General features: G+C 69.9%; 21 protein-coding genes and 1 tRNA gene. 9 read left to right on the forward strand and 13 right to left on the reverse strand.

Translation table 11 applies throughout. The annotated features are described in order from the left end of the window. The first annotated feature begins 57 nt into the window (after positions 1–57). Positions 58–678, forward strand: a complete 621-nt coding sequence (locus tag ACGFNP_RS42350; RefSeq protein WP_393328486.1) for a TetR/AcrR family transcriptional regulator — start codon at positions 58–60, stop codon at positions 676–678. 53 nt (positions 679–731) lie between these two features. Further along, positions 732–878, forward strand: coding sequence for a hypothetical protein (locus tag ACGFNP_RS42355; RefSeq protein WP_393328489.1), 147 nt, complete (start codon positions 732–734; stop codon positions 876–878). A gap of 209 nt (positions 879–1,087) precedes the next feature. Here ACGFNP_RS42355 and ACGFNP_RS42360 read toward each other — a convergent pair whose 3' ends face one another. The 3 genes from ACGFNP_RS42360 to ACGFNP_RS42370 all read right to left on the reverse strand — a co-directional run bounded on the left by ACGFNP_RS42360 (position 1,088) and on the right by ACGFNP_RS42370 (position 4,524). Beyond that, positions 1,088–2,047 (reverse strand): pirin family protein, encoded by a 960-nt coding sequence (locus tag ACGFNP_RS42360; protein WP_393328491.1) that lies wholly within the window; start codon positions 2,045–2,047, stop codon positions 1,088–1,090. A 102-nt stretch (positions 2,048–2,149) separates the two neighbouring features. Next, positions 2,150–3,559: a serine hydrolase gene (locus ACGFNP_RS42365; protein ID WP_393328493.1), complete on the reverse strand. Its 1,410-nt coding sequence runs from the start codon at positions 3,557–3,559 to the stop codon at positions 2,150–2,152. A gap of 119 nt (positions 3,560–3,678) precedes the next feature. Further along, on the reverse strand, positions 3,679–4,524 hold the full coding sequence (locus ACGFNP_RS42370) for a fused MFS/spermidine synthase (protein WP_358322547.1): 846 nt from the start codon (positions 4,522–4,524) through the stop codon (positions 3,679–3,681). Between the two features lie 97 nt (positions 4,525–4,621). On the opposite strand from ACGFNP_RS42370, the gene ACGFNP_RS42375 reads away from it, so the two are divergent. The 4 genes from ACGFNP_RS42375 (at position 4,622) to lat (ending at position 8,728) form a co-directional block, all read left to right on the forward strand. Beyond that, complete coding sequence (locus ACGFNP_RS42375; protein WP_358322545.1) at positions 4,622–6,088, forward strand: penicillin-binding transpeptidase domain-containing protein; 1,467 nt, start codon at positions 4,622–4,624, stop codon at positions 6,086–6,088. Between the two features lie 43 nt (positions 6,089–6,131). Then, positions 6,132–6,779, forward strand: a complete 648-nt coding sequence (locus tag ACGFNP_RS42380; RefSeq protein ID WP_393328496.1) for a hemolysin III family protein — start codon at positions 6,132–6,134, stop codon at positions 6,777–6,779. A gap of 68 nt (positions 6,780–6,847) precedes the next feature. Then, positions 6,848–7,381 (forward strand): HdeD family acid-resistance protein, encoded by a 534-nt coding sequence (locus tag ACGFNP_RS42385; RefSeq protein ID WP_358322539.1) that lies wholly within the window; start codon positions 6,848–6,850, stop codon positions 7,379–7,381. A 75-nt stretch (positions 7,382–7,456) separates the two neighbouring features. After that, positions 7,457–8,728: an L-lysine 6-transaminase gene (lat, locus tag ACGFNP_RS42390; RefSeq protein WP_358322537.1), complete on the forward strand. Its 1,272-nt coding sequence runs from the start codon at positions 7,457–7,459 to the stop codon at positions 8,726–8,728. 123 nt (positions 8,729–8,851) lie between these two features. Here the strand turns inward: lat and ACGFNP_RS42395 are convergent, their stop codons facing one another. Further along, positions 8,852–9,775, reverse strand: a complete 924-nt coding sequence (locus ACGFNP_RS42395; RefSeq protein WP_393328500.1) for a TIGR03620 family F420-dependent LLM class oxidoreductase — start codon at positions 9,773–9,775, stop codon at positions 8,852–8,854. A gap of 139 nt (positions 9,776–9,914) precedes the next feature. On the opposite strand from ACGFNP_RS42395, the gene ACGFNP_RS42400 reads away from it, so the two are divergent. Further along, positions 9,915–10,811 (forward strand): LysR family transcriptional regulator, encoded by an 897-nt coding sequence (locus tag ACGFNP_RS42400; protein WP_358322532.1) that lies wholly within the window; start codon positions 9,915–9,917, stop codon positions 10,809–10,811. Positions 10,812–10,823: 12 nt separating this feature from the next. On the opposite strand, the gene ACGFNP_RS42405 is transcribed toward ACGFNP_RS42400, so the two are convergent. The 9 genes from ACGFNP_RS42405 to ACGFNP_RS42445 form a co-directional block, all read right to left on the reverse strand. After that, on the reverse strand, positions 10,824–11,597 hold the full coding sequence (locus tag ACGFNP_RS42405) for a helix-turn-helix transcriptional regulator (RefSeq protein WP_358322529.1): 774 nt from the start codon (positions 11,595–11,597) through the stop codon (positions 10,824–10,826). A 663-nt stretch (positions 11,598–12,260) separates the two neighbouring features. Further along, positions 12,261–12,488, reverse strand: a complete 228-nt coding sequence (locus ACGFNP_RS42410; protein ID WP_358322527.1) for a response regulator transcription factor — start codon at positions 12,486–12,488, stop codon at positions 12,261–12,263. Positions 12,489–12,644: 156 nt separating this feature from the next. Next, a tRNA-His gene (locus tag ACGFNP_RS42415) sits at positions 12,645–12,720 on the reverse strand. 66 nt (positions 12,721–12,786) lie between these two features. Continuing rightward, positions 12,787–13,380 (reverse strand): oligoribonuclease, encoded by a 594-nt coding sequence (gene orn, locus ACGFNP_RS42420; RefSeq protein ID WP_214637174.1) that lies wholly within the window; start codon positions 13,378–13,380, stop codon positions 12,787–12,789. Positions 13,381–13,450: 70 nt separating this feature from the next. Beyond that, positions 13,451–14,566, reverse strand: coding sequence for a DUF2510 domain-containing protein (locus ACGFNP_RS42425; protein ID WP_358322524.1), 1,116 nt, complete (start codon positions 14,564–14,566; stop codon positions 13,451–13,453). Positions 14,567–14,615: 49 nt separating this feature from the next. Next, the gene (locus tag ACGFNP_RS42430; RefSeq protein ID WP_358322521.1) at positions 14,616–15,962 is read right to left on the reverse strand and encodes a hypothetical protein; all 1,347 of its coding nucleotides are present in this window, start codon (positions 15,960–15,962) and stop codon (positions 14,616–14,618) included. A gap of 39 nt (positions 15,963–16,001) precedes the next feature. Further along, complete coding sequence (locus ACGFNP_RS42435; RefSeq protein WP_393328505.1) at positions 16,002–17,624, reverse strand: serine/threonine-protein kinase; 1,623 nt, start codon at positions 17,622–17,624, stop codon at positions 16,002–16,004. A 111-nt stretch (positions 17,625–17,735) separates the two neighbouring features. Beyond that, positions 17,736–20,138: a serine/threonine-protein kinase gene (locus tag ACGFNP_RS42440; protein ID WP_393328508.1), complete on the reverse strand. Its 2,403-nt coding sequence runs from the start codon at positions 20,136–20,138 to the stop codon at positions 17,736–17,738. Positions 20,139–20,224: 86 nt separating this feature from the next. Beyond that, positions 20,225–20,863, reverse strand: coding sequence for a pyridoxamine 5'-phosphate oxidase family protein (locus tag ACGFNP_RS42445; RefSeq protein ID WP_393328511.1), 639 nt, complete (start codon positions 20,861–20,863; stop codon positions 20,225–20,227). 35 nt (positions 20,864–20,898) lie between these two features. On the opposite strand from ACGFNP_RS42445, the gene ACGFNP_RS42450 reads away from it, so the two are divergent. Together ACGFNP_RS42450 and ACGFNP_RS42455 are read left to right on the forward strand one after the other, a co-directional pair. Then, a complete protein-coding gene (locus tag ACGFNP_RS42450; RefSeq protein ID WP_393328514.1) occupies positions 20,899–22,320 on the forward strand; it encodes a PLP-dependent aminotransferase family protein in 1,422 nt (473 codons plus the stop codon). Between the two features lie 45 nt (positions 22,321–22,365). Next, positions 22,366–23,082 (forward strand): hypothetical protein, encoded by a 717-nt coding sequence (locus ACGFNP_RS42455; RefSeq protein ID WP_393328517.1) that lies wholly within the window; start codon positions 22,366–22,368, stop codon positions 23,080–23,082. The last annotated feature ends 2 nt before the right edge of the window (positions 23,083–23,084 follow it).

Raw genomic sequence — 23,084 nt, forward strand, 5'->3', positions numbered from 1 at the left:
CTTCAGCCAGCCGTAACTTTAATTACATTACAGCATTGTAATGGATTGGGATGGACCATGACCCGGAAGATCGGGCGGGCGCGGGATGCCTCCATCGACGCCCGGATCCTGGCAGTCGCTCGGCGGCATCTGTCGGCGTACGGGTATGAGCGGATGTCGTTGGCCGCCGTCGCCGAGGAGGCCGGCACCAGCCGCCCCGCGCTGTATCGCAGGTGGCCGGGCAAAGCCGAGCTGGCCGCAGCCGCGGTGGCCACGCTGGAAGAACCCGAGCAGGACGCGCCCACCGGAGATCCGTTCGCGGATCTGGTCGCCGAGCTGACCGATTTCCAGAACGCGGTCTCCCGGCCAGGGAGAATGTCGCTGGTCGGCACCATGCTGCAGGACACCACCGCCCCTGACGTGCTCGCCCGCTACCGCGCCCGTGTGATCGCCCCCAGGCGCCGCCGTCTCCACGCCATCCTCGACACGGCCATGCGGAGGGGTCTCATCGACGCCGACGCCGATCTGGAGATCGCCGTCACCCTGTGCACGGGCAACTGGTACGCCCGCGCTCTCGCCCACGACCAACCGCCGGAACGCTGGCCGCAACGCACCGCCGCACTGGTGTGGCGAGCCGTCGGCGGGCAACCTCCAGCCGATGCTGACGGCGCGGCGAAAATCGACTCAAGCTTTTCATGAGCCGCGAATGTCGTCGTCTTTTCCTGCGGAAATGCAAACGACAGGGGGGCATAGTGAGAAAGCTGTTACTCGTCACCGCCATCGCCGGACTCGCGCTCGCCACCATGGGCACCACTGCCGCTTCGGCCGCCGCCCGGACGAGTCCCAGTGCTTATCTGACCGACCGGCACGGGAATGTGCTCACCGACGCCGATTGGTGAGCCACACCAAGATCATCATCTGCGACCGCAGCACCGACCACCGCTACGCGATGGCCAAGGTCAGGTACCAAGGGCGTGAGCAAGCCGTTCGACTGCTGCGGGGCGAAGAAAACAGTAGTCCGCCGGTAAAAGAATGGCCCATTCAGCACGATGGGCCGCCGTGAATTACGGCGGCCCATCATCGTGCTGTCATTTCCGCTGCCAAAAAATCAGGCGGCGGGAATGGATCCCAATCGCCCGGCCTGATAGTCCTCGAAAGCCTGGACCAGTTCGGCGCGGGTGTTCATGACGAACGGACCGTAATGGGCCACCGGCTCGCCGATCGGCCGGCCGCCCAGGATGATGACCTCCATCGTGTCCTTCGCCGACAGGGTGATCGTCTCGCCCGCCGTGGTCAGGCCGGGACGGTCGCCGAACCCGTCGAACACGGCCAACTGGCCGCTGACCAGTGGACGCCGCTCGGTGCCGACCGTGCCGCGTCCCGACAGCACGTACGCGAGCGCGTTGAAGTCGCTGCGCCACGGCATCGTCAGCCGCGCGCCCGGGCTGATCGTGGCGTGCAGCAGGGTGATGGGCGTCTGGGTGCTGCCGGGCCCGGTGTTCCCGGCCAGGTCGCCCGCGATGAGGCGGACCAGGGCGCCGCCGTCGTGGCTGCTGAGCAGCGCGACGCTGGTGCTTCCGATGTCCTGATATTTCGGTGCGATCATCTTCTTGGCGCCGGGCAGGTTCACCCATAGCTGGATGCCGTGGAAGAGCCCGCCCTGCTGCACCAGCCACTCCGGCGGCGCTTCCTTGTGCAGGATGCCCGCGCCGGCGGTCATCCACTGGGTGTCACCGTTCGTGATCGTGCCACCGCCCCCGTTGGAGTCGAGGTGCTCCATCACGCCGTCGATCATGTAGGTGACGGTCTCGAAGCCGCGATGCGGGTGCCACGGGGTGCCCTTGGGCTCGCCGGCCGCGTAATCGACCTCGCCCATCTGGTCCATCATCACGAACGGGTCGAGGTACTCCGGCTTGATCGCGGCCAGGGCGCGACGGACCGGGAAGCCCTCACCCTCGAAGCCACTCGGCGCGGTCTCGACGGCGAGCACCTTGCGGTCCTGCACCCCGGCGACCGGCTCTGGCAGACGCGGCAGGCTGAGCAGGTTCTCTACGGTGACGGCGGGCATGTCGGGCTCCCTTCGGCGGAATCTGCCCTGCTCAACCAAGTTTAGATTTCAACTATTCCAGATCTGCCCCTTCTGCGGGGAACCGGCAACTCGACCGTCGGATCAGGACGTCCTGAGCAGGGTGAACGCGCCCCGCGCCAGCGCGACGAGCTCCTCGTAGACCTGGTCCTCATTGAGGGCGGCGGACGGGTCGGAGGCCATGGCCGTGACCACGAAGGTGCGTCCGGACGATGTGCGGGCCAGGTAGCTCAGGTCGAGCACGCCCGGTTCGGAGCCGCCCTTGTACCAGACCGTCGGCCACTCCTTGGCGGGCAGCTTGATCCCGCCCGTGTTCTGCGACATCACCTCGCCGATCCGCTTGTCACGGCTCTTCGCCAGCTCCGCGTAGGCGCGGCAGATGTCGGCGGGGGAGCCGAACCACTCCACCGTGTCCAGCTCGCGCGGCGCGGCCCACGCGACGACGCTGGACAGCGGGAGCTTGTCGACGACCTCCGACAGGTAGGCCCGCCGCCCGGCCGTGTCACGTGACAGGTACTCCTTGGCGTGCCGTGGGTAGTCGGCGCCCTTGAGCGCGAACAGCTCCCTGGTGCTCAGGAACGGGGTGTTCCGCTTCGCCGGGCCGTGCCAGGACCGTACGGTGTGCTCGACCGAGGTCCGGCCGGCCTGGTGGAGCAGCAGGTCAGCGCCCGTGTTGTCGCTGATGGCGATCATCAGCTTGGCCGCCTCCAGCACCGGCACCTGGCTGTTGTCGGGACGGTCCTGGAGCCGGCCGCTCGGCAGGCTCTTCAGCTCGGGTTTGATCGTCATCGCGGTGTCCCAGGAGAACCTGCCCTGCTCGATCTTCTTGGCGACGGCTCCCAGGACGTACAGCTTGAACATCGAGCCGAGCGGGCGCGCCACGCCACCGGCTATGGCGTGGGCCGGGCGGCAGGTGCCGTCGGACTTCACCTCACCGGCGAGGAAGCCCACCTGGGCCGCCGCCTTGCGCGCCCGCCGGTCCAACTCGTCCCAGCTCGTGGGCGAGGGCTGAGGAGGTGCCGGTACGGCGAACAGCGCGGAGTCGACCTTGCCGGTGGCGTCCACCGAGAGCGTCAACTTGAGCGTCTGGGCGCCGACCACCACGTGGGCGATCAGCGCGGTGGGCGCGGCTCCGAGGATCCTCTCCAGCCGGATCCCGCGCAGCGAGGCCAGGGTCTCGTTGAACTTGGCCGTCGGCACCTGCTCCAGAAACACCGGGGCGAGGTGCTCGGCCAGCTCGGCCTGCCCGATCGGCGCCCTGGCGGGGGCGTCGAGCAGCCAGCGCAACTGCTGCCCGACAGGCGTGCCGGGAATCTCCACGGGTGGCGCGGTGGGCGCCGGAAGCGATCGTGGAACGTTCCAATCGAAGGAGCCGGCAAGAGACATCGTGAGCGGCCTCGTGGTGGCGACGTTCGTAGTGGTCACTCCCGCGCACGCGGTGAGCGTCACGGCGGTCGCCACGACGGCAAGGGCCGGTTTCGACGGCGAGAACATGGCAGCTCCTTCGACTCAGGCTCGGGTCCGGACGCGGCGGAACACGTGCCCACCGGCCCCGTCCTACATACCGCACCCGGTGAGTCGTCGTCCGCGCATCCGCGGAGTTGCGCGCGGGCTCAGCCGAAGACGGCGGGAGGCGGCACCGGAGCCAGCACCGCGTCGCCGTCCTTGATCGGGGCGGCGCCCGCGACGAAGTTCGTCAGCGCCTCCCCGTGCACGCACCTGGCCTGGGTGAGGCCACCGGCCGCCCGGCGGGTCAGCAGGTCGATCGGCAGCTCCGCCCGCGAGGCGGCGACGATGAGGTTGCCGAAACGGCGCCCGCGCATGACGCCCGGCTCGGCCAGCAGCGCGACGTGCCGGAACGTGCCCTGGACGGTCGCCACGAGCCGCCTGGCGAAGGCCAGCCCCTTGCCGTCGGCCATGTTGATCAGCAGCGTGCCCGACGGGCGCAGCACCCTGGCGATGTCGCCCATGTACTCCGTCGTGGCCAGCTCGACCGGCATGGTGGCGCCGGAGAAGGCGTCGAGGACCAGCAGGTCGGCCGAGTCGTCCCAGACCTTGGCGGTGCCCTCGCGGCCGCCCTGCACGATCACCTTCAGCCGTGGCACGGACCGCAGGTCGAGCTGCTCGCGGATCAGGTTGACCAGCAGCCCGTCGGGTTCGAGGACGATGTGCCGGGAGCCGGGGCGGGTGGCCGCGACGTAACGCGGGATCGTGCACGCCCCGCCGCCCACGTGGACGCAGGCGAGCGCGCCTTCCGGAAGAAGGTCGATGACGTCTGCCATAAGGCGTACGTACTCGAATTCCAGATAAGTAGGGTCTTGTAAGTCAACGTACGACTGAGGTACGCCATCCTTGGACAGCACCCAGCCGTCCTGCCTGTCCAGGTCCCGGAGCAGTTCAATCTCGCCGAACGTCACCGGGTACAGGCCGGGCATCGGCTCCCGCTGTCCTCGTGCCACGCTGATCCCCCTCCTGGGAGTAAACCGTATGCGACGACGAAGGCTGATTGTGCTGTTTATCGCCGTTGTCGCGGTAGTCGGCGCAGGTGCCTTCGCGATGGTGGCGTCCACGAGGGTCAAGGGCAGTGCCGCGCAGACCTCGGCCGCCTATTTCGCGGCGTGGAAGCGGGGGGACCTGCAGGGCATGGCGGCCCTGGTCTACCAGCCGCCGGCGGACTTCAGCACCCGGCACCGGTCGTTCTCGGAGGACCTGCACGTCGAGAGTATCCAGCTGCGGCCCGGGGCCGTGAAGAGCACCGGGGAGACGTCGGCCGAGGTGCCGTTCAGCGGGAGCAGGACGCTGCGCGAGTTCGGGGCGTGGCCGTTCAGCAGCACGTTGCGGCTGGCCGTACGCGACAGGACCTGGAAGGTGCTCTGGGCGCCGGAGACGCTGGACCCCCTGCTCAAGGACGGGGGCACGGTGCGGCTGACCGAGTTCGACGGGCCCGCGGTCCAACTGGTGACCAGCGAGGGGGAGAAGATCCCCAACGACAGCTACGCCGAGTCCTACCTCGCCGAGCTCAAGCCGGAGTTCGACGAGGTGGGGCAGGGGTGGGCACTGGAGTCGGCGCTGCCGGGACAGCAGGCGCGACGGCTCATGACCGTCGAGCCCAAGGTGAGTCAGGAGCGCACCACGCTGTCGCGCTCGGTGCAGGCGGCGGCCGCGCGGGCGCTCGACGGGGTGCGGAACGCGTCGATCGTCGCCATACGGCCCAGCACCGGCGAGGTGCTCGCGGTGGCCGACCGGCTGGAGGACAACTACAGCGCGTTCCGCGACTTCTTCCCGCCCGGGTCCACGTTCAAGACGGTCACGGCGGCGGCGCTGCTGGAGGCGGGCCTGGATCCGGCGGCGGAGGTGGACTGCCCCGGCAAGTACACGATCCCGAACTCCAGGTCGATCAAGAACGCGGGCGAGCAGGGGCACGGCACCGTGACGTTCGCCGACGCGTTCGCGTACTCCTGCAACACCACGTTCGTGCGCGAGGCCGTCAGCCGATTATCGGGTGACGATCTGGTCGAGACCGCCGCGAAGTGGGGGTTCAACGGCGCCGAGCTGGATACGGGCCTGGGCGGCCACTGCGGCCGGATGGACCCGCCCGACAGCGTGGACGAGCTGGCGGTGGACTCCTTCGGCCAGGGCTCGGTCGAGGCGACCCCGCTGTGCATGGCGATGGTCGCGGCGGCGGTCGAGAGCGGCTCACTGCGCGTGCCGCGCATCCTGTCGAAGGACGCGGTGGAACAGATCGACGGCCCGCCCGCCAAGCCGGTCGAACTCGACGAGGGGACGGTCACGGCGCTGCGGGACATGATGGCCGCCGTCGTCGACCACGGTACGGCCGCTGCCGCCGGACTCCCGGCGGGCGTGTCCGGCAAGACGGGGACGGCCGAGGCGGGGGCGTCGCGAGAGCACGGCTGGTTCATCGGTTACCGCGACGACCTGGCCTTCAGCGTCTTCGTACGGGACGGCGGCTCGGGCCGGAGCGCCGCGCTGCCGGTCGCGGCCCGCTTCCTGAACGGGCTATGACCTCGTTGAGAGATTCACCATAACCTACGGTACCGTAGGTTATATGACGACCATCTCCGCGAAGCCGAGACTGAGAGGCTGGTTGCACACAGGAGCGTTGCCCGTGACGCTGGTCGCCGGGTTCGCGCTCGTGGCGCTCGGTCCCACGCTGCAGGCCCGTCTCGCGTCCGCGATCTACGCGATCACCTCGGGCCTGCTCTTCGGCATCTCGGCCACCTACCACCGTGGCACGCTCGGCCCGCGTCTGGCCGAGGTGCTGCGCCGCTTCGACCACGCGAACATCTACCTGATCATCGCCGGCACCTACACCCCCTTTGCGCTGCTCGCGCTCGACGGGGCCGCCCGCGTCGCCGTCCTGGCGGTCATCTGGGGCGGCGCGCTGTCCGGAGTGCTCTTCCGGGTGTTCTGGATGAGTGCGCCGCGCTGGCTCTACACGCTCCTCTACCTGGCGCTCGGCTGGACCGCGATCTTCGTGATGCCGCAGTTGCTCGAAGGCGCGGGCGTGGTGGCCGTCGTGCTGGTCGCCGTCGGCGGCGCCTTCTACACCGCCGGAGCCATCGTGTACGGGCTGCGCCGCCCGGATCCGTCACCCGGCTGGTTCGGCTACCACGAGGTGTTCCACGCGTTCACGGTGGCCGCCTACGTGGTGCAGTACATCGCGGTGTCGATCGTGGTCTACTCCCAGGCATAGGTGGCGAATTACTGACTTTTGACCGTGCGGTGGTCTGCTTGCGTGATCGATCGGGAGATCAGACCAATATGGAGCAAATCGCACACACCTGGTGGCTCGTCCTCATTCGTGGCATTCTCGCGGTGATCTTCGGCATCCTCGCGCTGATCTGGCCCGCGATCACGCTGTACGTACTCGTGATCTTCTTCGGGGCGTACGCGATCGTCAGCGGGATCTTCTCGCTGTTCGCCGCGTTCCGGCACGACGTCAAGTCCCGCGTCTGGCTCATCGTCTCGGGAATCATCGGGATCCTCGCCGGCATCGTGGCATTCGTCTGGCCGGGAATCACGTCGCTGGCCCTGCTCTTCGTGATCGCCTTCTGGGCGATCTTCGGTGGAGTGTCGGAGATCATCGCCGGCATCCAGATGCGCAAGGAGATCCGGGACGAATGGATGCTCATCATCGGCGGCATCCTGTCCGTTATCTTCGGCGCTCTGCTGCTCATCTGGCCGGGCGCGGGCGCGCTCACGCTGGTCTGGCTGGTCGGCATCTTCGCCATCCTGTACGGCATCACGATGATCGTGCTGTCGTTCCGGGTGAAGAAGCTTGCGCCTACGGCCTGAAGCCCGGAAATTTTCCGCATATATCGGGCTGGGGCAGGGAAACGTATGCCATGTCTGGTTCAACGTGGAGGAGACATGGACGTACACGACCGCCTTGCCCGCCATCTGCTCGTCGACGGATACCGGCTTGTGCTCGATCTGGAGCGCAGCCAAGGCTCCTGGCTCGTCGACGCCCGAAATGGCCGCCGATACCTTGACTTCTACACGTTCTTCGCGAGCGCACCCCTCGGCGTGAACCCGCCCTTCGAGCCGGAGTTCGTCCGGCTCCTTGGCGAGGTCGCCCGCAACAAGCCCGCCAATCCCGACATGTACACCGCACACCTCGCGGACTTCGTCGACACCTTCACCCGTGTCCTCGGCGACCCCGACCTGCCCCACCTGTTCTTCGTCGAAGGTGGTGCGCTGGCCGTCGAGAATGCGCTCAAGACCGCCTTCGACTGGAAGAGCCGCCGCAACGAGGCGGCCGGCCGGTCCCGTGACCTCGGCACCCAGGTCATGCACCTGACCAAGGCATTTCACGGCCGCACCGGCTACACCTTGAGCCTGACCAATACCGAACCGGGCAAGACCGACCGTTTCCCCCAGTTCCGCTGGCCGCGCATCGACGTACCCGCCATACACCTCGGAGAGGTCGAGGCCGCCGAGCAGCACGCGCTCGCCCAGGCACGCGCCGCCTTCGAGGCGAACCCGCACGACATCGCCTGTTTCATCGCCGAGCCCATCCAGGGCGAGGGCGGCGACAACCACATGCGCCCGCAGTTCCTGCAGGCCATGCAGCATCTGTGTCACGAGTACGACGCGCTGTTCATCCTGGACGAGGTGCAGACGGGCGGCGGCACCACGGGCACCGCCTGGGCCTACCAGCAGCTCGGCCTGGCGCCGGACATCGTGGCCTTCGCGAAGAAGGTCCAGGTGGGCGGCATCATGGCCGGCCGCCGCGTGGACCTGGTCCCCGACAACGTCTTCCAGGTCAGCGGCCGGATCAACTCCACCTGGGGCGGCGGCCTGGTGGACATGGTCCGCTCGCGCGGCATCCTGGAGATCGTCGAACGCGACGGCCTGATCCCGCGCGCCGCCACCCTCGGCACGCTCCTCGTGGAGCGCCTCACCAAACTCCAGGTGGAGCACCCGGACCTGGTCTCCAACCCCCGGGGCCGCGGCTTGATGTGCGCGTTCGACCTGCCCGACAGAGCCGCGCGCGACGCGCTGGTCACGCGGCTGCGGGACGAGGCGGGCGTGCTGGTCCTGGCCTGCGGTCCGCGCTCGGTACGGCTCAGGCCCGCGCTCAACATCCCGGAATCCGACCTCGACCACGGCCTGATGGCCATCTCGGCGGCCCTCCGCTGACCTGACCTGCGACGACGTCCACCCGCCACCTGACCCACGCCTTCACCGTCGCTGCCCCCTGCGCGGCAGCGACGGGCTACAACGAGGAACGGCGATCGCTAGCCGTGCGGACGGCATGGGAGTTCAACTCCAGACCGTGTCGCGCAGTGCCGGGGCGAGCCGCTCCAGTTGGTCCACGCCGGCCGAGAAGTCGGTGCCGATCGGTTGCATGAGCGTCACGTGATCCGCGCCGGCGGCCAGGTGCTCGCGTACCTTGGCGGCGATGTCGGCGGGGTCGCCGTGGGCGATGATCGCGTCCACCAGCCGGTCACTCACCTCGGCGATCTCCTGCTCCGAGTAGCCGAGCCGGGCCAGGGCGGCCGCGACCCAGGTCAGGCGGAGGCTGCCCGACACCTGCTCCCGTGCGATCGCTCGCGTCCGGTCGCGGTCGTCGCCCGGGACCATGGAGAGCCCGACGACCAGCAGTTTGTCCGGGCCGAGCACCTGCCGGGCCTGCGCGGTGAACTCGGGAGGCCCCCCGGCGGGCAGCGCCCCATCGGCGATCTCGCCGGCCAAGGTGAGCATCTTCGGGCCGTTCGCGGCGATGATCCGCGGATAGGCCACGTCGGGTGCGGGTGGCGAGGTCGGGCTGTCCATCCGGTCGCGGTAGTCGCGCATCGTGGCCAGCGGGCTGCCGAACTCCCGGCCGGTGTCGGCCGCCTGCTGGGGATAGCCGACCCCCAGCCCGAGCACGAACCGGCCGGGATAGGCCTGGGCCAGTACGGCCGCCGCGCCATGCATGGTCTGCGGTGGCCGGGCCCAGATGTTGGCGATGCCGGTGCCGAACACCATCCGCCGCGTGGCGGCCAACAGCACGGCCAACTGCACAAGAGCGTCCTTTCCGCCGACGACCTCGTTGGTCCAGACGGCGCGGTGGCCGGCGCGTTCCAGCCGCTCGACGGCCTCGCGCTGCAGGTCGATGGACAGGGCGCTGGTGAACGAGACCGGCAGCGTCACGCCGACCGGCCCCAACGCCCGGCGGGCCGTGTCGACCACGGTGGTCCTCATGAGAGTGCTCCTTGAACGGGGCTGTAGTGGGTTCTCAGCTTGGGACCGCGGCGCATTCAGGGTCCAATGAATGTTTCGCAAGGCGCATCCCGATTCACGCATCACCGCAGCTCCAGATGATGGGGCCTACGCTGGGCGCATGCCCGACTCGCCACTGCCCCCGGTGGACCTGGATCTGCGGCTGGTGCGCTCGTTCGCCACCGTCGCCGAGCACCGGCACTTCGGTCGCGCCGCCGCCGCCCTCCACCTCACCCAGTCCTCGCTGAGCCGGCAGATCGCCCGGCTCGAACAGCAGGTGGGCGCCCGCCTGCTGGACCGCACCCCGCAGGGCACCCGGCTCACCGACGCCGGAGAGGCCTTCCTCCCGCTCGCCCTCACGCTGCTGCGCTCCGCCAGCAGCGCCGTGGCGCGGGCCCGGGCCGCCGCCCAGCCCAGCCGGATCGCGATCGGCTACATCGGCAACCTCGTCGTCACCCCGGCGGTGCGCGAGCTGCGCCACCGGCATCCCGGCGCCGAGGTGCGGATCATTCACCTGGCCTGGGACGAACCACGCGCCGCGCTCCTCGACCACCGGGTGGACGCGGTAGTGACCCGGCTGCCGTTCCCCACCGACGAACTGCACGTCACAGTGCTCTACGACGAACCACGGGCGCTGCTGGTGCCCGTGGATCACCGCCTGGCGGGCAAGGAATCGGTCACCCTCGACGACATCGCCGACGAGCCCATGCCCCGGGCACTCGACCCGGCCTGGAACGCCTTCTGGCGCGCCGACCCCCGGCCCGACGGAAGCCCGGCGCCGGACGGTCCCCTCATCGAGGTGGGCGAGGACAAGCTCGAACTCGTCGCCGGCGGGCAGGCCGTTGTCATCCTTCCTGCGACCCTCCGGATCGGCGACCTGCGCCCCGACCTCACCATGATCCCCCTGGAGGGAGTCGAGCCCAGCCACGTCGTGCTGGCCACCCGAGCCGACGACCGCGGCCGCCTTGTCGCGGCCTTCCGCAAATGCGCCGAAGCCCATCTCACCGGGCCGGGGTGATCCGGCCCAGCATCAGTCGCGGTGGTGGCGGGCCTGGAGGAATGCCGCGGTGGCGGCGTCGGCGGGCAGGAAGGCCTCCAGCTTGAGCTCGGCCAGCGTGACGTCCACCGCGGTGGCGAACGAGGTGAGCGTGGTCAGCAGCCGCAACTCGGCATCCCCGGTACGCAACCGCAACGGCACCGCGAACCCCAGATGGTCGCTCCCCGGCACCGCCTCGGGCACGTAGGACTCCAGCTCGGCGATGAACGCGTCGAGCCGCGGATCCTGGCTGCGGAGGAAGTCGGCCCGCAGGCTCTCGGTGATGTGCCGGCCCCAGTCCGCGAGGTTGACGACCCGAGAACCCATGCCTTTGGGGTGCAGGGCGAGCCGCAACACGTTGATCGGCGGCTCCAGCAGCTCGGCCGCGGCCCCCTCGGTGAGCACGTCGAAGGCCGCGTTGGTCGCCACCAGCTCGCCGTAGGGCCGGACCACGACCGCCGGGTACGGCAGGTGGCCGTCGAGGATGCTCTCCAGAGCCTCGCGTACCGGGCGCAGCATGGCGTCGTCCAGACCTGACTCAGGGAACAGGGGAGCGTACCCGGCCGCCAGCAGCAGGCCGTTGCGTTCGCGGAGCGACAGGTCGAGCGACTCGGCCAGGCGTACGACGATGGCCCGCCCGGGGCGGGAGCGGCCGCGCTCCATGAAGCTCAGATGGCGTTGGGTGGTGCCGGCCCGGTTGGCGAGCTCCAGCTGGCTCACCCGCCGGTTGCTACGCCACCGCCGCAACTCGCTCGCGAATCGTTCCACGCCTCCCTTTCTAGCCCACGCGCCTGACGGAGCACGATTCCCCGCAGGGAATGACACGAGCTCACGAATGCCCCCGAGACGGTCTCACCGTCTCGTAACGGCGCCCGACCATCTCCACCGGAGGAGCGTCCCCCTGGAGAGAGCCCAGCCCCGTGTGGCGGGTGGGGGTGCCCCATGCCGGCCGTAAAAGAAAGGCCCCCAACACCCACGAGAAGCTCCGGCCCGCTCGAAGGGCCGGCCCGCGAGAGATCCGGCCCGCAAGAGGCCCGGCCCGTGAGAGGCCTGGCACGCGCGGAGAACGGGCGCGAGAGGCGCGGCACGCCAGATGGTCGGCACGCGCGGGAGATGGCGTGACACGCGGAGGTCCAGCACACGAGAGGCCTGGTACGCCAGATGGTCGGCACGCGCGGGGAACCGGTGCATGGCCCGGCACACAAGATGGCCCGCCGCACGAAGGGCCCGCCGCACGAAGGGCCCGCCGCACGAAGGGCCCGCCACACGGGGAGACCCGCCAGGGCCCCGCGCGAGAGATGTGAGAGGCGCGAGAACACTCGGCACGCGAGAACGCCCGCAGATGCGGAGATCGGCCGCGATCAGGACGCCGCGCCCAAAACGACGTGATCAGGACGCCACGATCAGGGCACCGCGATCAAGACGTCGCGATCAGGACGTGGGACGCGACTGCCAGAGGCCGATCGCGGTGACGCGCGAGTCGACGCCGAGTTTGGCGTAGATGCGGTTGACATGGTTCTTGACTGTTTTCTCGCTGAGAAACAGCCGCTGCGCGATCTGCCCATTCGACTGCCCAGTCGCGATCAGATCCATGACCTCGGTTTCGCGCTTGCTCAAGGACGTGAACACGCTATCGAACGCTGCGTCTTCGACTCTCATCCGGCCTCCGGGGGCGCGCGCAGACGGTCAGATCGCCGAGGCCCCCGCGCATCCGGCGTAAGCGGTAGACAGCGAGCATAACTCGCAATGTCATGTTTTGGGGACGTTGCCGTAGAAAACGACAAACGGCCGGTCCCGAGGGACCGGCCGCGTGCATGGGGTGAGTGAAGGGACTTGAACCCTCGACATCCAGGACCACAACCTGGCGCTCTACCAGCTGAGCTACACCCACCATGAACCGCCGACGTGGCGGCACAGGAAAAGTGTAGCGGTCTTCGGGAGTCTTTACGCCACCCAATTAGCCCGTGACACGCTCGGCCACCGCTCTGGCGGTGGCCGAGTCGGGGCCCGGCTGGCCGACGAAGATGGCCGCCCGGTAGTAGCGGAGCTCCCTGATGCTCTCCGTGATGTCGGCCAGCGCGCGGTGTCCGCCCTGCTTCTCCGGGGCCGCGAAGTAGACCCGGGGGTACCAGCGGCGGACCAGCTCCTTGATCGATGACACGTCGATCATCCGGTAATGCAGATAGCCGTCGACCGCGGGCATGTCGCGCGAGATGAACGTGCGGTCGGTGCCGATGGAGTTGCCGCAGAGCGGCGCCTTCTTCGGCTCGGGGATGTGGCGGCGGATGTAGTCGAGCACGAGCGACTCCGCCTCCGCCAGCGTCACCCCGCCCGCCATCTCGGGCAGCAGGCCCGAGGCGGTGTGCATCTCGCGGACCACCTGCGACATCTGCTCCAGCGACTCGGGCGGCGGTTTGATGACCACGTCGACGCCCTCGTCCAGCTGATTGAGCTCGCTGTCGGTGATGATGCACGCCACCTCGACGAGCGCATCGCGACCCAGGTCGAGCCCGGTCATCTCGCAGTCGATCCAGACCAGCAAGTCACTCATTCGATCTCCTCGCCCAAGCGGCTCGGAGTCATCCGCCCGCCTGAATACCCCATCAGCCTAGTGCCACCGGTTATGCGGGCTTGAGCGAGCTGAGAACCTGATTGACCACGTCGGTGCCCAGATTGTCCGGAACTGACGTGTATAGGAGGGCTGGAGGCTTGCCCTGGCCGCGATCCATCAGGACGATCGCGCCGTTTTCCTTGTTCCACTTGTAACCTTTGGCCTTCGACTCCTTCGAGAAGTCGAGCTGGAACTGGAGGACCCAGGCGTCCTTGTCGCCGATCTTGAGCGCCTTGTCCTGGATGATCTTGTTGGTGTGCGTGATCGGGTAGTACTCGGCGAAGTTCACGAACACCGACTTGGCCGCGTTGCTCAGCCCGTCCGTCCCCGTGTACGGGAAGAGCGGGTTGAGCAGGCCGGTGAAGACGTTGCCGTTCCAGTTGTCCTTGCCGTTGTACTTCTCCTGGGAGATCGCCTCCACGCCGCTCGACCAGGCCTGCTGGCGCGGGTCGGTGCCGTTGATGGAGCTGGACTCGGGCACCTTCCAGCCTTCGGGCACCTGGTACGACAGGCCCGCCTGCGGGTCGGAGACGCGGCCGTCCTGCGGCTGTGGCAGCTCTGCCGGGGCCTGCGACGGCGGCTCGGTGGTCTGGCCCTGCTCCGGCGACTGCTCCGTCTCAGTGGGCGTCGGGGACTCGGCGAGGGTGCCGTCGGTGTTGCGGTTCACGAAGAAGATCCCGGCCACCACGATCAGGCCGACCACCACGAGCGCCGCCAGCCCGCCGAACACCCACGGCAACGGGTTGCTCTCCTTCGGCGGCGGACCGTAACCGGGTCCGGGCAGCGGGGTGTCACCCCATCGATTCTGGCCGGGCGCGCTGTACGAGGGCTGGCCGAACGCCGGCTGCTCCTGGGTGGGCTGCGCGTACGCCGGCTGGCTCTGGGCGGGTTGCCCGTACGCGGACTGCCCGTATGTCGGCTGGCCGAACTGCTGCGTCGGGTTCGCCGGCGTGGCGGACCAGTCGGGACTCGACTGCTGCTGCGGTCCGGAGGGCGGTTGCTGTTGCGCTGGCGTCCCCTGCTCCAGCGGGTGGGTGGCGTCCGTCCACTGGCCGCCGTCCCACCAACGGAGTTGGGGCGATCCGTACGGGTCGGGGTACCAGCCCGCGGGGGTCTGCGTGGTCATATTCGTCAGCGTAGTAACAACAGCTTTGATATGCATTGCTGGCTCGGCTTCAGCACTTGTACGTGAAGCTCGCCTTGTCGGTTTTTAGCGGGCCGGGAGACAGCACCCGGAGAGTGGCCGTGGCCTTGACGGTGCTCTTGCCCTTGAGTGTCCATCGGAGCGGCACGCTGTAGGCGGTCTGGTCGGAGGTCGTGTGGAGTGTCTGTTTGACGACCTCCTTGTCCAGGTTCTTGCGCCACTCGTAGGTGATCTCGCCGGCCTCACCGTTCGTGACGATCTTGCCTGTGACGACGACGGCGCTGTTGCAGCCCTGCGTCTTCTTCGGCGCGACGACGTCGATCGACGTGATCGCCAGGTCAGGGGCGGAGCTCAGCTTGAGCCAGGCGATGATCGCCCCGCCCATGATGATCGCGAACACTGCCGCCGCCAGGATGGTCCGCCACCGCCTTGCCCGTGCCGCCCTGGACGGCCGGCCGTCGCCGCGCTGGACCGTTCCGATCTGGTCCCGGCCCTCCCGCCAGATCCGTTCCGCCGTGCTGCCGGCCTGCTGCGCCTGCGTGCTCACCCCCGGTCCGAAGTGCACCGGCGCCTGATGAGGGCTGGGGACGGCGAGTAACGTGACGATGTCACCCTCGTCGAGCGGCGGCTGCGTCTCCACGGGCGGATGCGCGAACGCCGACCTGCCCCGGGCTGCCTGCGCCAGCCGGTCGTGCCTGATCGCCCCGCCCGGCAGCGCCGCGGGCTCGGAGAGTACGACGGACTTGGCGGCGCCCAGGCCGTGGGTGGTCGCGATGACCGCGGCCCGCTCGAAGAGGGCCGCCGCCCGCGGGGCGCTCCGCATGACCGAGGCGGCCAGCCCCCGCGCCAGCGACGCCCACGCCGCCGCGTCCCGCTCCGGCGGGGAGACCTGCCCGCGGATGGCGTCGGACAAGCCGCGTTCCGACAGCAGCGGCGTGCCTTCGGCGGTGATGACCACGGTGCCGGGATGCACGGAACCGTGGGTGACCCCGGCCGCGTGCAGCGCGAGGAGGGTCTGCGCCGTCTCCGCCAGTACGGCCGCCGCGCCGCCCGCGTCGATCGGCCCGGCGGCCAGCAGGTCCGACAGCGTCGGGCTGACGGCCTGCGCGGTGAGCAGCCAGACCTGATCGCCCGCCGCCACGACGTCGGCGACGGGGATCAGCCCGGTCAGCCCGCCCAGGACGAGCCGCTGGTCGGTCAGCACCGTCGCCACGACGCGCTCACGCACGCCGGGCAGCCCGATGATCTTCGGGTCGAACAGCAGGGCTCCGGCCCTGCGCCCGTCGGGTGAGATCGCGTCGATCCAGTTGCCCAGCTCCGTGATCCAGGTGTTCTCGGTGAGCCGGAAGCCGGCGATACCGTGTCTCGGATTGTCCATCGCCGCTTGCTCCATCACCGTGTGTCCCCCGACGCCTTTCTAGCGCTTCCTCCGGTGTCGTCCCGCCATACGGCGCTTCACTGCAAGTGTGACGGGAAGCGCGCCGGACGTCACCAGTGCGAGTGCCAGGAGCGCGCCGCCCTCCGGCGGCGGTGTGTACGCCGACCCGCTGTTCTCCCCACCGTCGGAGGAGGGCCTCGGCGACTGGGAGCTGGGCTCCGGGCTGCTGAGGGTACGCGTCGGCCGGACGGTCGGAGGCGCGGTCGTGGGCGGCTTCGTGGGCTGCTTCGTGGTGGCGGACGTGGCCGCCGGCTGGTCGTCGACCTTGCTGGTGATCTCGGGCTCGGTCGGCTCGGTCGGTGGCGCGGTCTTGACGGCGGTCTTGGTGGCCGTCTTGGAAGGTCTGGGCTTCGGAGTCCTGGTGATCGTCCGAGTCGGTGTGGGCGTCGGCCTGCGGGTGATGACGGGCGGCGGCGCGGTACTCGTCGAGAGTGTCGGCTCCGGCGTGGTCTCCTCGACCGTGGGAGTGGGCTCCTCGGAAGGCTCCTCGTCCTCGGACGCGGCGGACGGCGCCGGCTCCGTCGTGGAGGGGGTCACCTGCGTGGTCCGCGCCTGCAGGGCGGGCTCGTCGGACGTGGTCTTCACCAGGACGAGCGCGATGCCGATCAGCAGGCCGGTGCAGGCGGCGCCGACGAGGATCTTGGTCGAGCGCTTGCTCAGCACCTTCCCCGGCTCGGCGAACTGGTTCTCGGCGAGCGAGGTCTGCCCCTCCGCCGGACCCTCAGGCGGGCTGGGGAACAGCATCAGCAGCAGGCCGGACAGCCGGGCCAGGCGGTGCTTGCCGCGCTCCTCCCAGTCGGACCCGTACGCCCTGGCCGCGACCGCTTCGAGTTCCGTCAGGAACGCCTCGGCGGAGGATGGGCGATCGACGGGGTTCTTGGCCAGGCCACGCTCGACCAGGTTCCGCAGCGGCCCGGGCACCTCCTCGATGGGTGGCGGCGAGCTCTGGTGCTGGCGGGCCAGCGCCGCGAGGTTGGGCGAGCGAAAGGGGCGGGCGCCCGTCAGGCACTCGAAGAACACGACGGTGGCGGCGTAGACGTCGGTGGTGGGCGCGGCGGAGGCGCCCGACCACTGCTCGGGCGCCATGTAGGGCGGGGTGCCTGCGGCGCCGGCGGCCTCGCCGTTCCTGACCGCGATGCCGAAGTCGACGAGCTTGCTGGAGCCGTCGCCCTGGACCATGACGTTCTCGGGCTTGAAGTCGCGGTGCACGACGCCGATCGCGTGGGCCGCCGCCAGACCTTGTAGCGAGCCCTTGAGCACCAGCAGCGCGGCCTCCGGGCCCGTGGGGCCCTCCGACCTGAGCAGTTCGCGCAGCGAGACCCCGTTGACGAGCTCCATGACGATGGCCGCGCCCGCGCCGGCCTCGACGTATTCGATCAGGCGGGCGTTGTGCGGGCTGCGCATGGTGCCGAGCAGCCTGGCCTCGTGCCTGAACCGGGCCACGAAGCCGACGTCGGACCGCAGCTCCTCGGAGAGGTACTTGACGGCCACCTCCACGCCGTCGTGGTCCCGCCGGGCCAGCACGACCCGCCCGGCGGATCCGGCGCCAAGCTCACGAATCTCGGTATAACCCGGGACCCCCCACTGGCCATCGTCGTACATGCGGTCTCCTCCGAAGTCCTCTGGGCCCCCACGCTCATCAGACGGACCGTAGCTTAACCAGACGTAACCGCTTTCTCACGGCTTATCTCCAGACAGGACTGAATCTGGAGGTCAGCCGATGGTTCCGGAATCGTCGGACGACGGGGTGTCAGGGGCGGGGGTGTCCGGAGTGTCCGGGTTCTTCGGCTCGTCGGTGTCGGTGTCGTCGTCGTCCTTCGGCGGGTCCTCCTGGCAGGCCGCGGTCGTGCCGCCCGAGCTGTCGCCGCCGCCGGCCGCGCTGGGCCGGGTCGCGGCCGTCACGAGCCAGGACGTCTCGCAGGGCACCTTGTCGAAGGTGAAGCTCACGGTCCTGGTGTAGGAGGTCTGGCCGGACAGGGTCAGGGCCTCGGTGTGCGCGATCCGGCCGCCGAGGGAGAAGGAGACGGCGAGCCGTACCGGCTGGTCGTTGCCGGTGGTCACCGAGACGACGGCGGTGGCCGCGCCGCGCGGGCTGAGCGAGGCCCGCACGATCGACACCTTTCGTACGCTCGGCGGGCAGGTCACCTTCGTCCGGGCGGTGGCCGTCCGGTCGCCCGCGCGGACCACCACGGAGACGGTGGCGTCGCACGGGCGGGACCTGAAGGCGTGGGTGAACGTCCGCGAGTAGGCCGTCTGGCCGGACAGGGTGGCCGAGCGGGTGGCGACCTGGTCGCCGTTCAGCGCGAACGCGGCCTCCACGGGGACCTCGGCGGTGCCGCTGGTGGTCACCCTGACCCGGGCCTGAGCCGTACGGCCCGGCGAGGCGGCCAGGTCGAGCGACACCCGCAGGCCCGTCACCCGGGTGGGACAGGGCGGCACGTTCACCGTGGCGGTCCGCGCCCCGCCGGGAGCGGCGGGGAAGGTGGTGACGGTCAGCGTGACGCTCTTGCCGCACGGGCGCTCGTCCATGGTGTAGCTGAGCGAGCGGTCATAGGACCGGCCGCCGTTCAGCCGCAGGGTCTGGCTGTGGACGGGGGCGCCGGCCACGGACCAGGCGGCGGTCGCGGTGATGGGTCCCGTGCCGGTGGTGAGGACGGAGAGCGAGGAGCCGGCCACGTTGTCGTCATTGACCGTCAGCCCGCCGAGCGTGAGCCCCGCGACCGAGGTCACCGGCGCCGGCGTCACCGTAGGCGTGGTCACGGTGACCACGGGCGTCGGCGTGATGGTCTTGGGCGGCTTGGGGGTTTGGGTAGGAGTCGGCTTGGTGACCTTGGGCGTGGGCTTGGCGCTCTTGGTGACCTTGGGTGTCGGGGTGGGCGCCGGCTCGGTGGTCGGTGGCGTGGTGGCCGCCACGGGCTCGGCGGTCTCCCGCTCGGGGCTGTGGGACGGCACGGCCAGCGGGGATGGATCATCGCTGGGCAGCTCGGCAGGGGGCTCCTGGCTCACCGCGACCGGCGTGGCCGGCGGGGCCTGCTCGGCCGGTCCCTGCGATTGCGAGGGCCCCACCAGGGCCACGTCTATGGGCGTCGTCCCCCGGTCGCGGCTCGACAGCGCGACGATCACGGCGACGGTCGCGACCGCGACCAGCCCCACCCCCATGCCCAGCCGCACCGAGTTCCGCTTGGCCGTACGGAGCGTCGAACGGAAGACGGTCTGCGCCAGCGAGGTTGTGACCTGGGCCGGAGGCGTCTGCGGCACGGGCAGGAGCAGGGCGAGCAGGGCCACCAGCGCGGCCAGCCGCCGCCTGCCGCGCTCCTCCCAGTCCTCGCCGTACGCGGCCCGCGCCGCCGCCTCCAGCTCGATGACGAAGGCGTCGGCGCTGACGGGCCGGGCGGCCGGGTCCTTGGCCAGCCCGCGCGTGATCAGCTCGCGTACCGGCTCGGGGGCGTCGTGGACCGGGATCGGGGCGTGCATGTGCTGGTAGCCGAGCACGCTCGGCTCGGTCGACCGGTACGGCCGGTGCCCGGTCAGGCACTCGAAGAACACCGCCGTCGCCGCGTACACGTCGGTGGCGGGCGAGGCGGGCAGGTTCTCCCACAGCTCGGGCGCCATGTACGGGGGCGTGCCCTCGGGACGCGAGGCGGTCCCCTGGTGGACGGCGATGCCGAAGTCGACCAGCTTGCTGGCCCCGTCGTCGCGGACGATCACGTTCTCGGGCTTGTAGTCCTTGTGCACCAGGCCGTGCGAGTGCGCCCTGGCCAGGCCGAGCAGCGAGCCCTTGAGGACGACCAGGGCCGCCTCCGGCCCCGTCGTCCCGTGCTCGCGCAGCAGTGCCCGCAGGGACACGCCGTTGACCAGCTCCATCACGATGGCCGCGCCGTAGCCGTCCTGGATGTACTCCCACAGCGTGGCGATGTGCTGGTCGCGCAGCGTGGTCAGCACCCGCGCCTCCGACTGGAACCGGGCCAGGGCCACCGGGTCGCTTCTTAACCTCTCCGAGAGGTACTTGATCGCGACCTTGACGCCCGTCTCATCGTGCACCGCCAGCGCGACCCGGCCGCTGCCGCCCGCCCCGAGCTGCTTGATCTCCGTGTAACCAGGAGCGTTCCACTCCATCGCCATCCCCCATCAGGAGTAGGGCCCACCTGATGAGACGTCTGATCAAGGAGAGAAGTTTGCCAGGTGGTTCCTGATTTATGGAACTACTCCCGGCCGCGGATGTGAACAGGTACGTCCATACCGTCTGGGAGTGCCGGATCCGGCACGGGCTCGCCCCAGGACGTCACCAGCGGCAGCACCCCAGCCCAGACGGGCAGCGCGTAGTCGTCCTCCTCGTCCATGGGCCCGCCGCGCCGCATCTTCACCGACGCCTCTTCGAGTGACAAGGCCAGCACGGCGGTCGCGGCCAGCTCCTTGGGCGACGGCTTCCTGACGTAGTCCCACTGGCCGGGCGCGAGCTGCTCGGACAGGATGCGGAGCCCGGTCAGCCGCTCCTCCGGGTCCGTCAGCAGCCTGGCGTGGCCGTAGATGATCGCGGAGCGGTAGTTGACGGAGTGGTGGAAGATCGACCGGGCCAGCACGATGCCGTCGACGTGGGTGACGGTGACGCACACCTCCGCGCCGCTGCCCGCGCGCAGTGACCGCGCCCCAGTGGAGCCGTGCAGGTAGAGGGTCTCGCCCAGGCGCCCGTATCCGGTGGGCACCACCATGGGGTGGCCGTCGACCACCACACCCAGATGGCAGAACAGCCCGGTGTCGAGCACCTCGTACAGGTCGTTCCTGTCACTGCTGCCACGTTGCTTCTCGCGGCCGAGCGTTGTGCGGGGTGTGGTGGAGAGCATGCGACCACGGTAATGAGAAAGTGGACATAGCCTGTATGGCCACTAATGCCCGCTTCTCGGAGACCACTTTCGTGCGCACCCTCATCGACCTGCCCATATCCCTGTCCAGGGAGTCGGCCGTCCCGCTCTCGGCACAGCTCACCGGCTGGCTGCGCCGGGCCATGCTCGCGGGCACACTCGCGCCGGGGGAGCGGCTGCCGTCCTCACGCGGGCTCGCCGGCCAGCTGCGGGTGAGCAGGACCGTGGTCACGGAGGCCTACCAGCAGCTGTACGCCGAAGGGTGGCTGGAAGGGCGGCACGGCTCCGGCACGTTCGTGGCCTCGCTGGAGGCGGCGCATCTCGCCGTCGAGGCGCCGCCCGCCCCCGAGCCACCGCCTCGCCCACCGGCCGAGCGGACGATCGACCTGACCCCCGGCACGCCCTGGGTGCGCGATTACGACCGCGCGGCCTGGAAGCGGGCCTGGCGCAAGGCCGCCGACCTGCCTCCGGGTGACTCCCCGGACCCCTACGGCCTGCCGTACCTGCGCGAACTGCTCGCCGACCACCTGCGGCGGGCCAGGGCCGTGACCGTCGGCCCCGAGAACGTCCTGGTCACCAGGGGCACCGGCAACGGCCTCGACCTGTGCGCGCTGGCCCTGCTCGGCGAGGGCGGCCGGGCGGGCGTCGAGGATCCCGGGTATCACGTGGCGCGCACGGTGTTCGCGGCCAGGGGCGCGAAGGTCGTGCCGTGCCCGGTCGACGAGGACGGCGTGATCGTCGAGGGGCTCCCCGAGGACCTCCGTGTCCTCTACACCACGCCCGCCCACCAGTACCCGCTCGGCGGCCGCCTGCCGATCCCGCGCAGGGAGCGGCTGCTCGCCTGGGCCAGGAGCACCGGCGCGATCATCGTGGAGGACGACTACGACGCCGAGTTCCGCTACGACGTCGCGCCCCTGCCCGCCCTCTACGGCCTCGACCCGTCGCGCGTCGTCCTGCTCGGCACGCTCTCGAAGACCCTCGCCCCCGACGTCGGCGTCGGCTGGCTGGTCGGCTCACCCGAACTGCTCGACCGGATCGCCGCCATCTGTCTCACGCTGTCGGACCGCACCAGCGGCCCGGTCCAGCAGGCCGTCGCGACCCTCCTGGAACGCGGTGACCTGGACCGTCACCTGCGCCGGATGCGCCTGGAGTACGCCCGCAGGCGCGGCGCGATCGTCGAGATCCTCGGCCCGCTCTGCCGCCTGCGCGGTGACACGGCCGGCCTGCACGTGCTCGCGGAGCTGCCCCGCGGCACCGTCCCCGGGCTGGTCGCCGCCGCGCGGGAGAAGGGCGTGCTGCTCGACTCCACGGGCCGCCACCACTACGGCTCCGAACACCTGCACGGCCTGGTGATCGGGTACGGCTCGGCCACGCTGGCCGACGTCAGGCGCGGCTGCCGGATCGTGGCCGGTCTGATGTGCTCAGCCCCGAATGAGTAGGTAAGCGGTGATGCCGAGCCGCCCTCCTGGGCCAGAGTGGACGGCATGAAATGGTGGTTACTTCTGGCCTCGGTCATCGGCATCCTGATCACCGCCTGGCTGATCCTCTACGCGGGGGTGCAGCTGTCGACGCTGCTCTCCCTCGGCCTGGGCGCCATCAGCCTCATCTGGCTGGTCGTCCTCCTCACCGTCCCGTGGAACCTTTACTTCGCCGCCCGCCGGGTCGCGCGGGACATCCCCGAGTCGCGCGAGCGCGGCATCGAGGTGCCGCAGGGCCGCGAGGACGAGGCGCGCGACATCGGCCGGCGGATGCTCAGGCTCGCGATCGCCGGGCACGTCGTGTCGGCGGCCGTGCTGGCGGGCATCACGGTCTTCTCCGGCGCGCAGGTGGGCTACTACTTCGCGGCCTTCTACCTGCTCGCCACCTGTTTCCGCCCGGTCGGCGCGTACCTGTCGCACCTTCGCCGGCGGGTCACGACGCTGGCCGAGGAGGTCCGCTACCCGCGCAGGGACGTGGTCTCGCTGGCCGAGTCGGCCGACGCGCTGCACATCAGGACCGACGAGCTGGGCAGGGACCTCGAACGCCTGCGCGACGAGATGGCCGCCACGCGGTACGCCCTGGAGACGGCCGACCACGACCTCAACCGGCGCATGACCGGCATGACCCGCCGCTTCGACGAGACGGTGGACGGGCTCGGCGACAACCAGGAGGTGATCTCCGGCCTCAAGGCCTTCCTCCGCCTGGTCCGCGCCGAGGCGTAGCC

The sequence above is a fragment of the Nonomuraea sp. NPDC049269 genome (genome assembly GCF_043197155.1).
In the GTDB taxonomy this organism is placed as follows: domain Bacteria; phylum Actinomycetota; class Actinomycetes; order Streptosporangiales; family Streptosporangiaceae; genus Nonomuraea.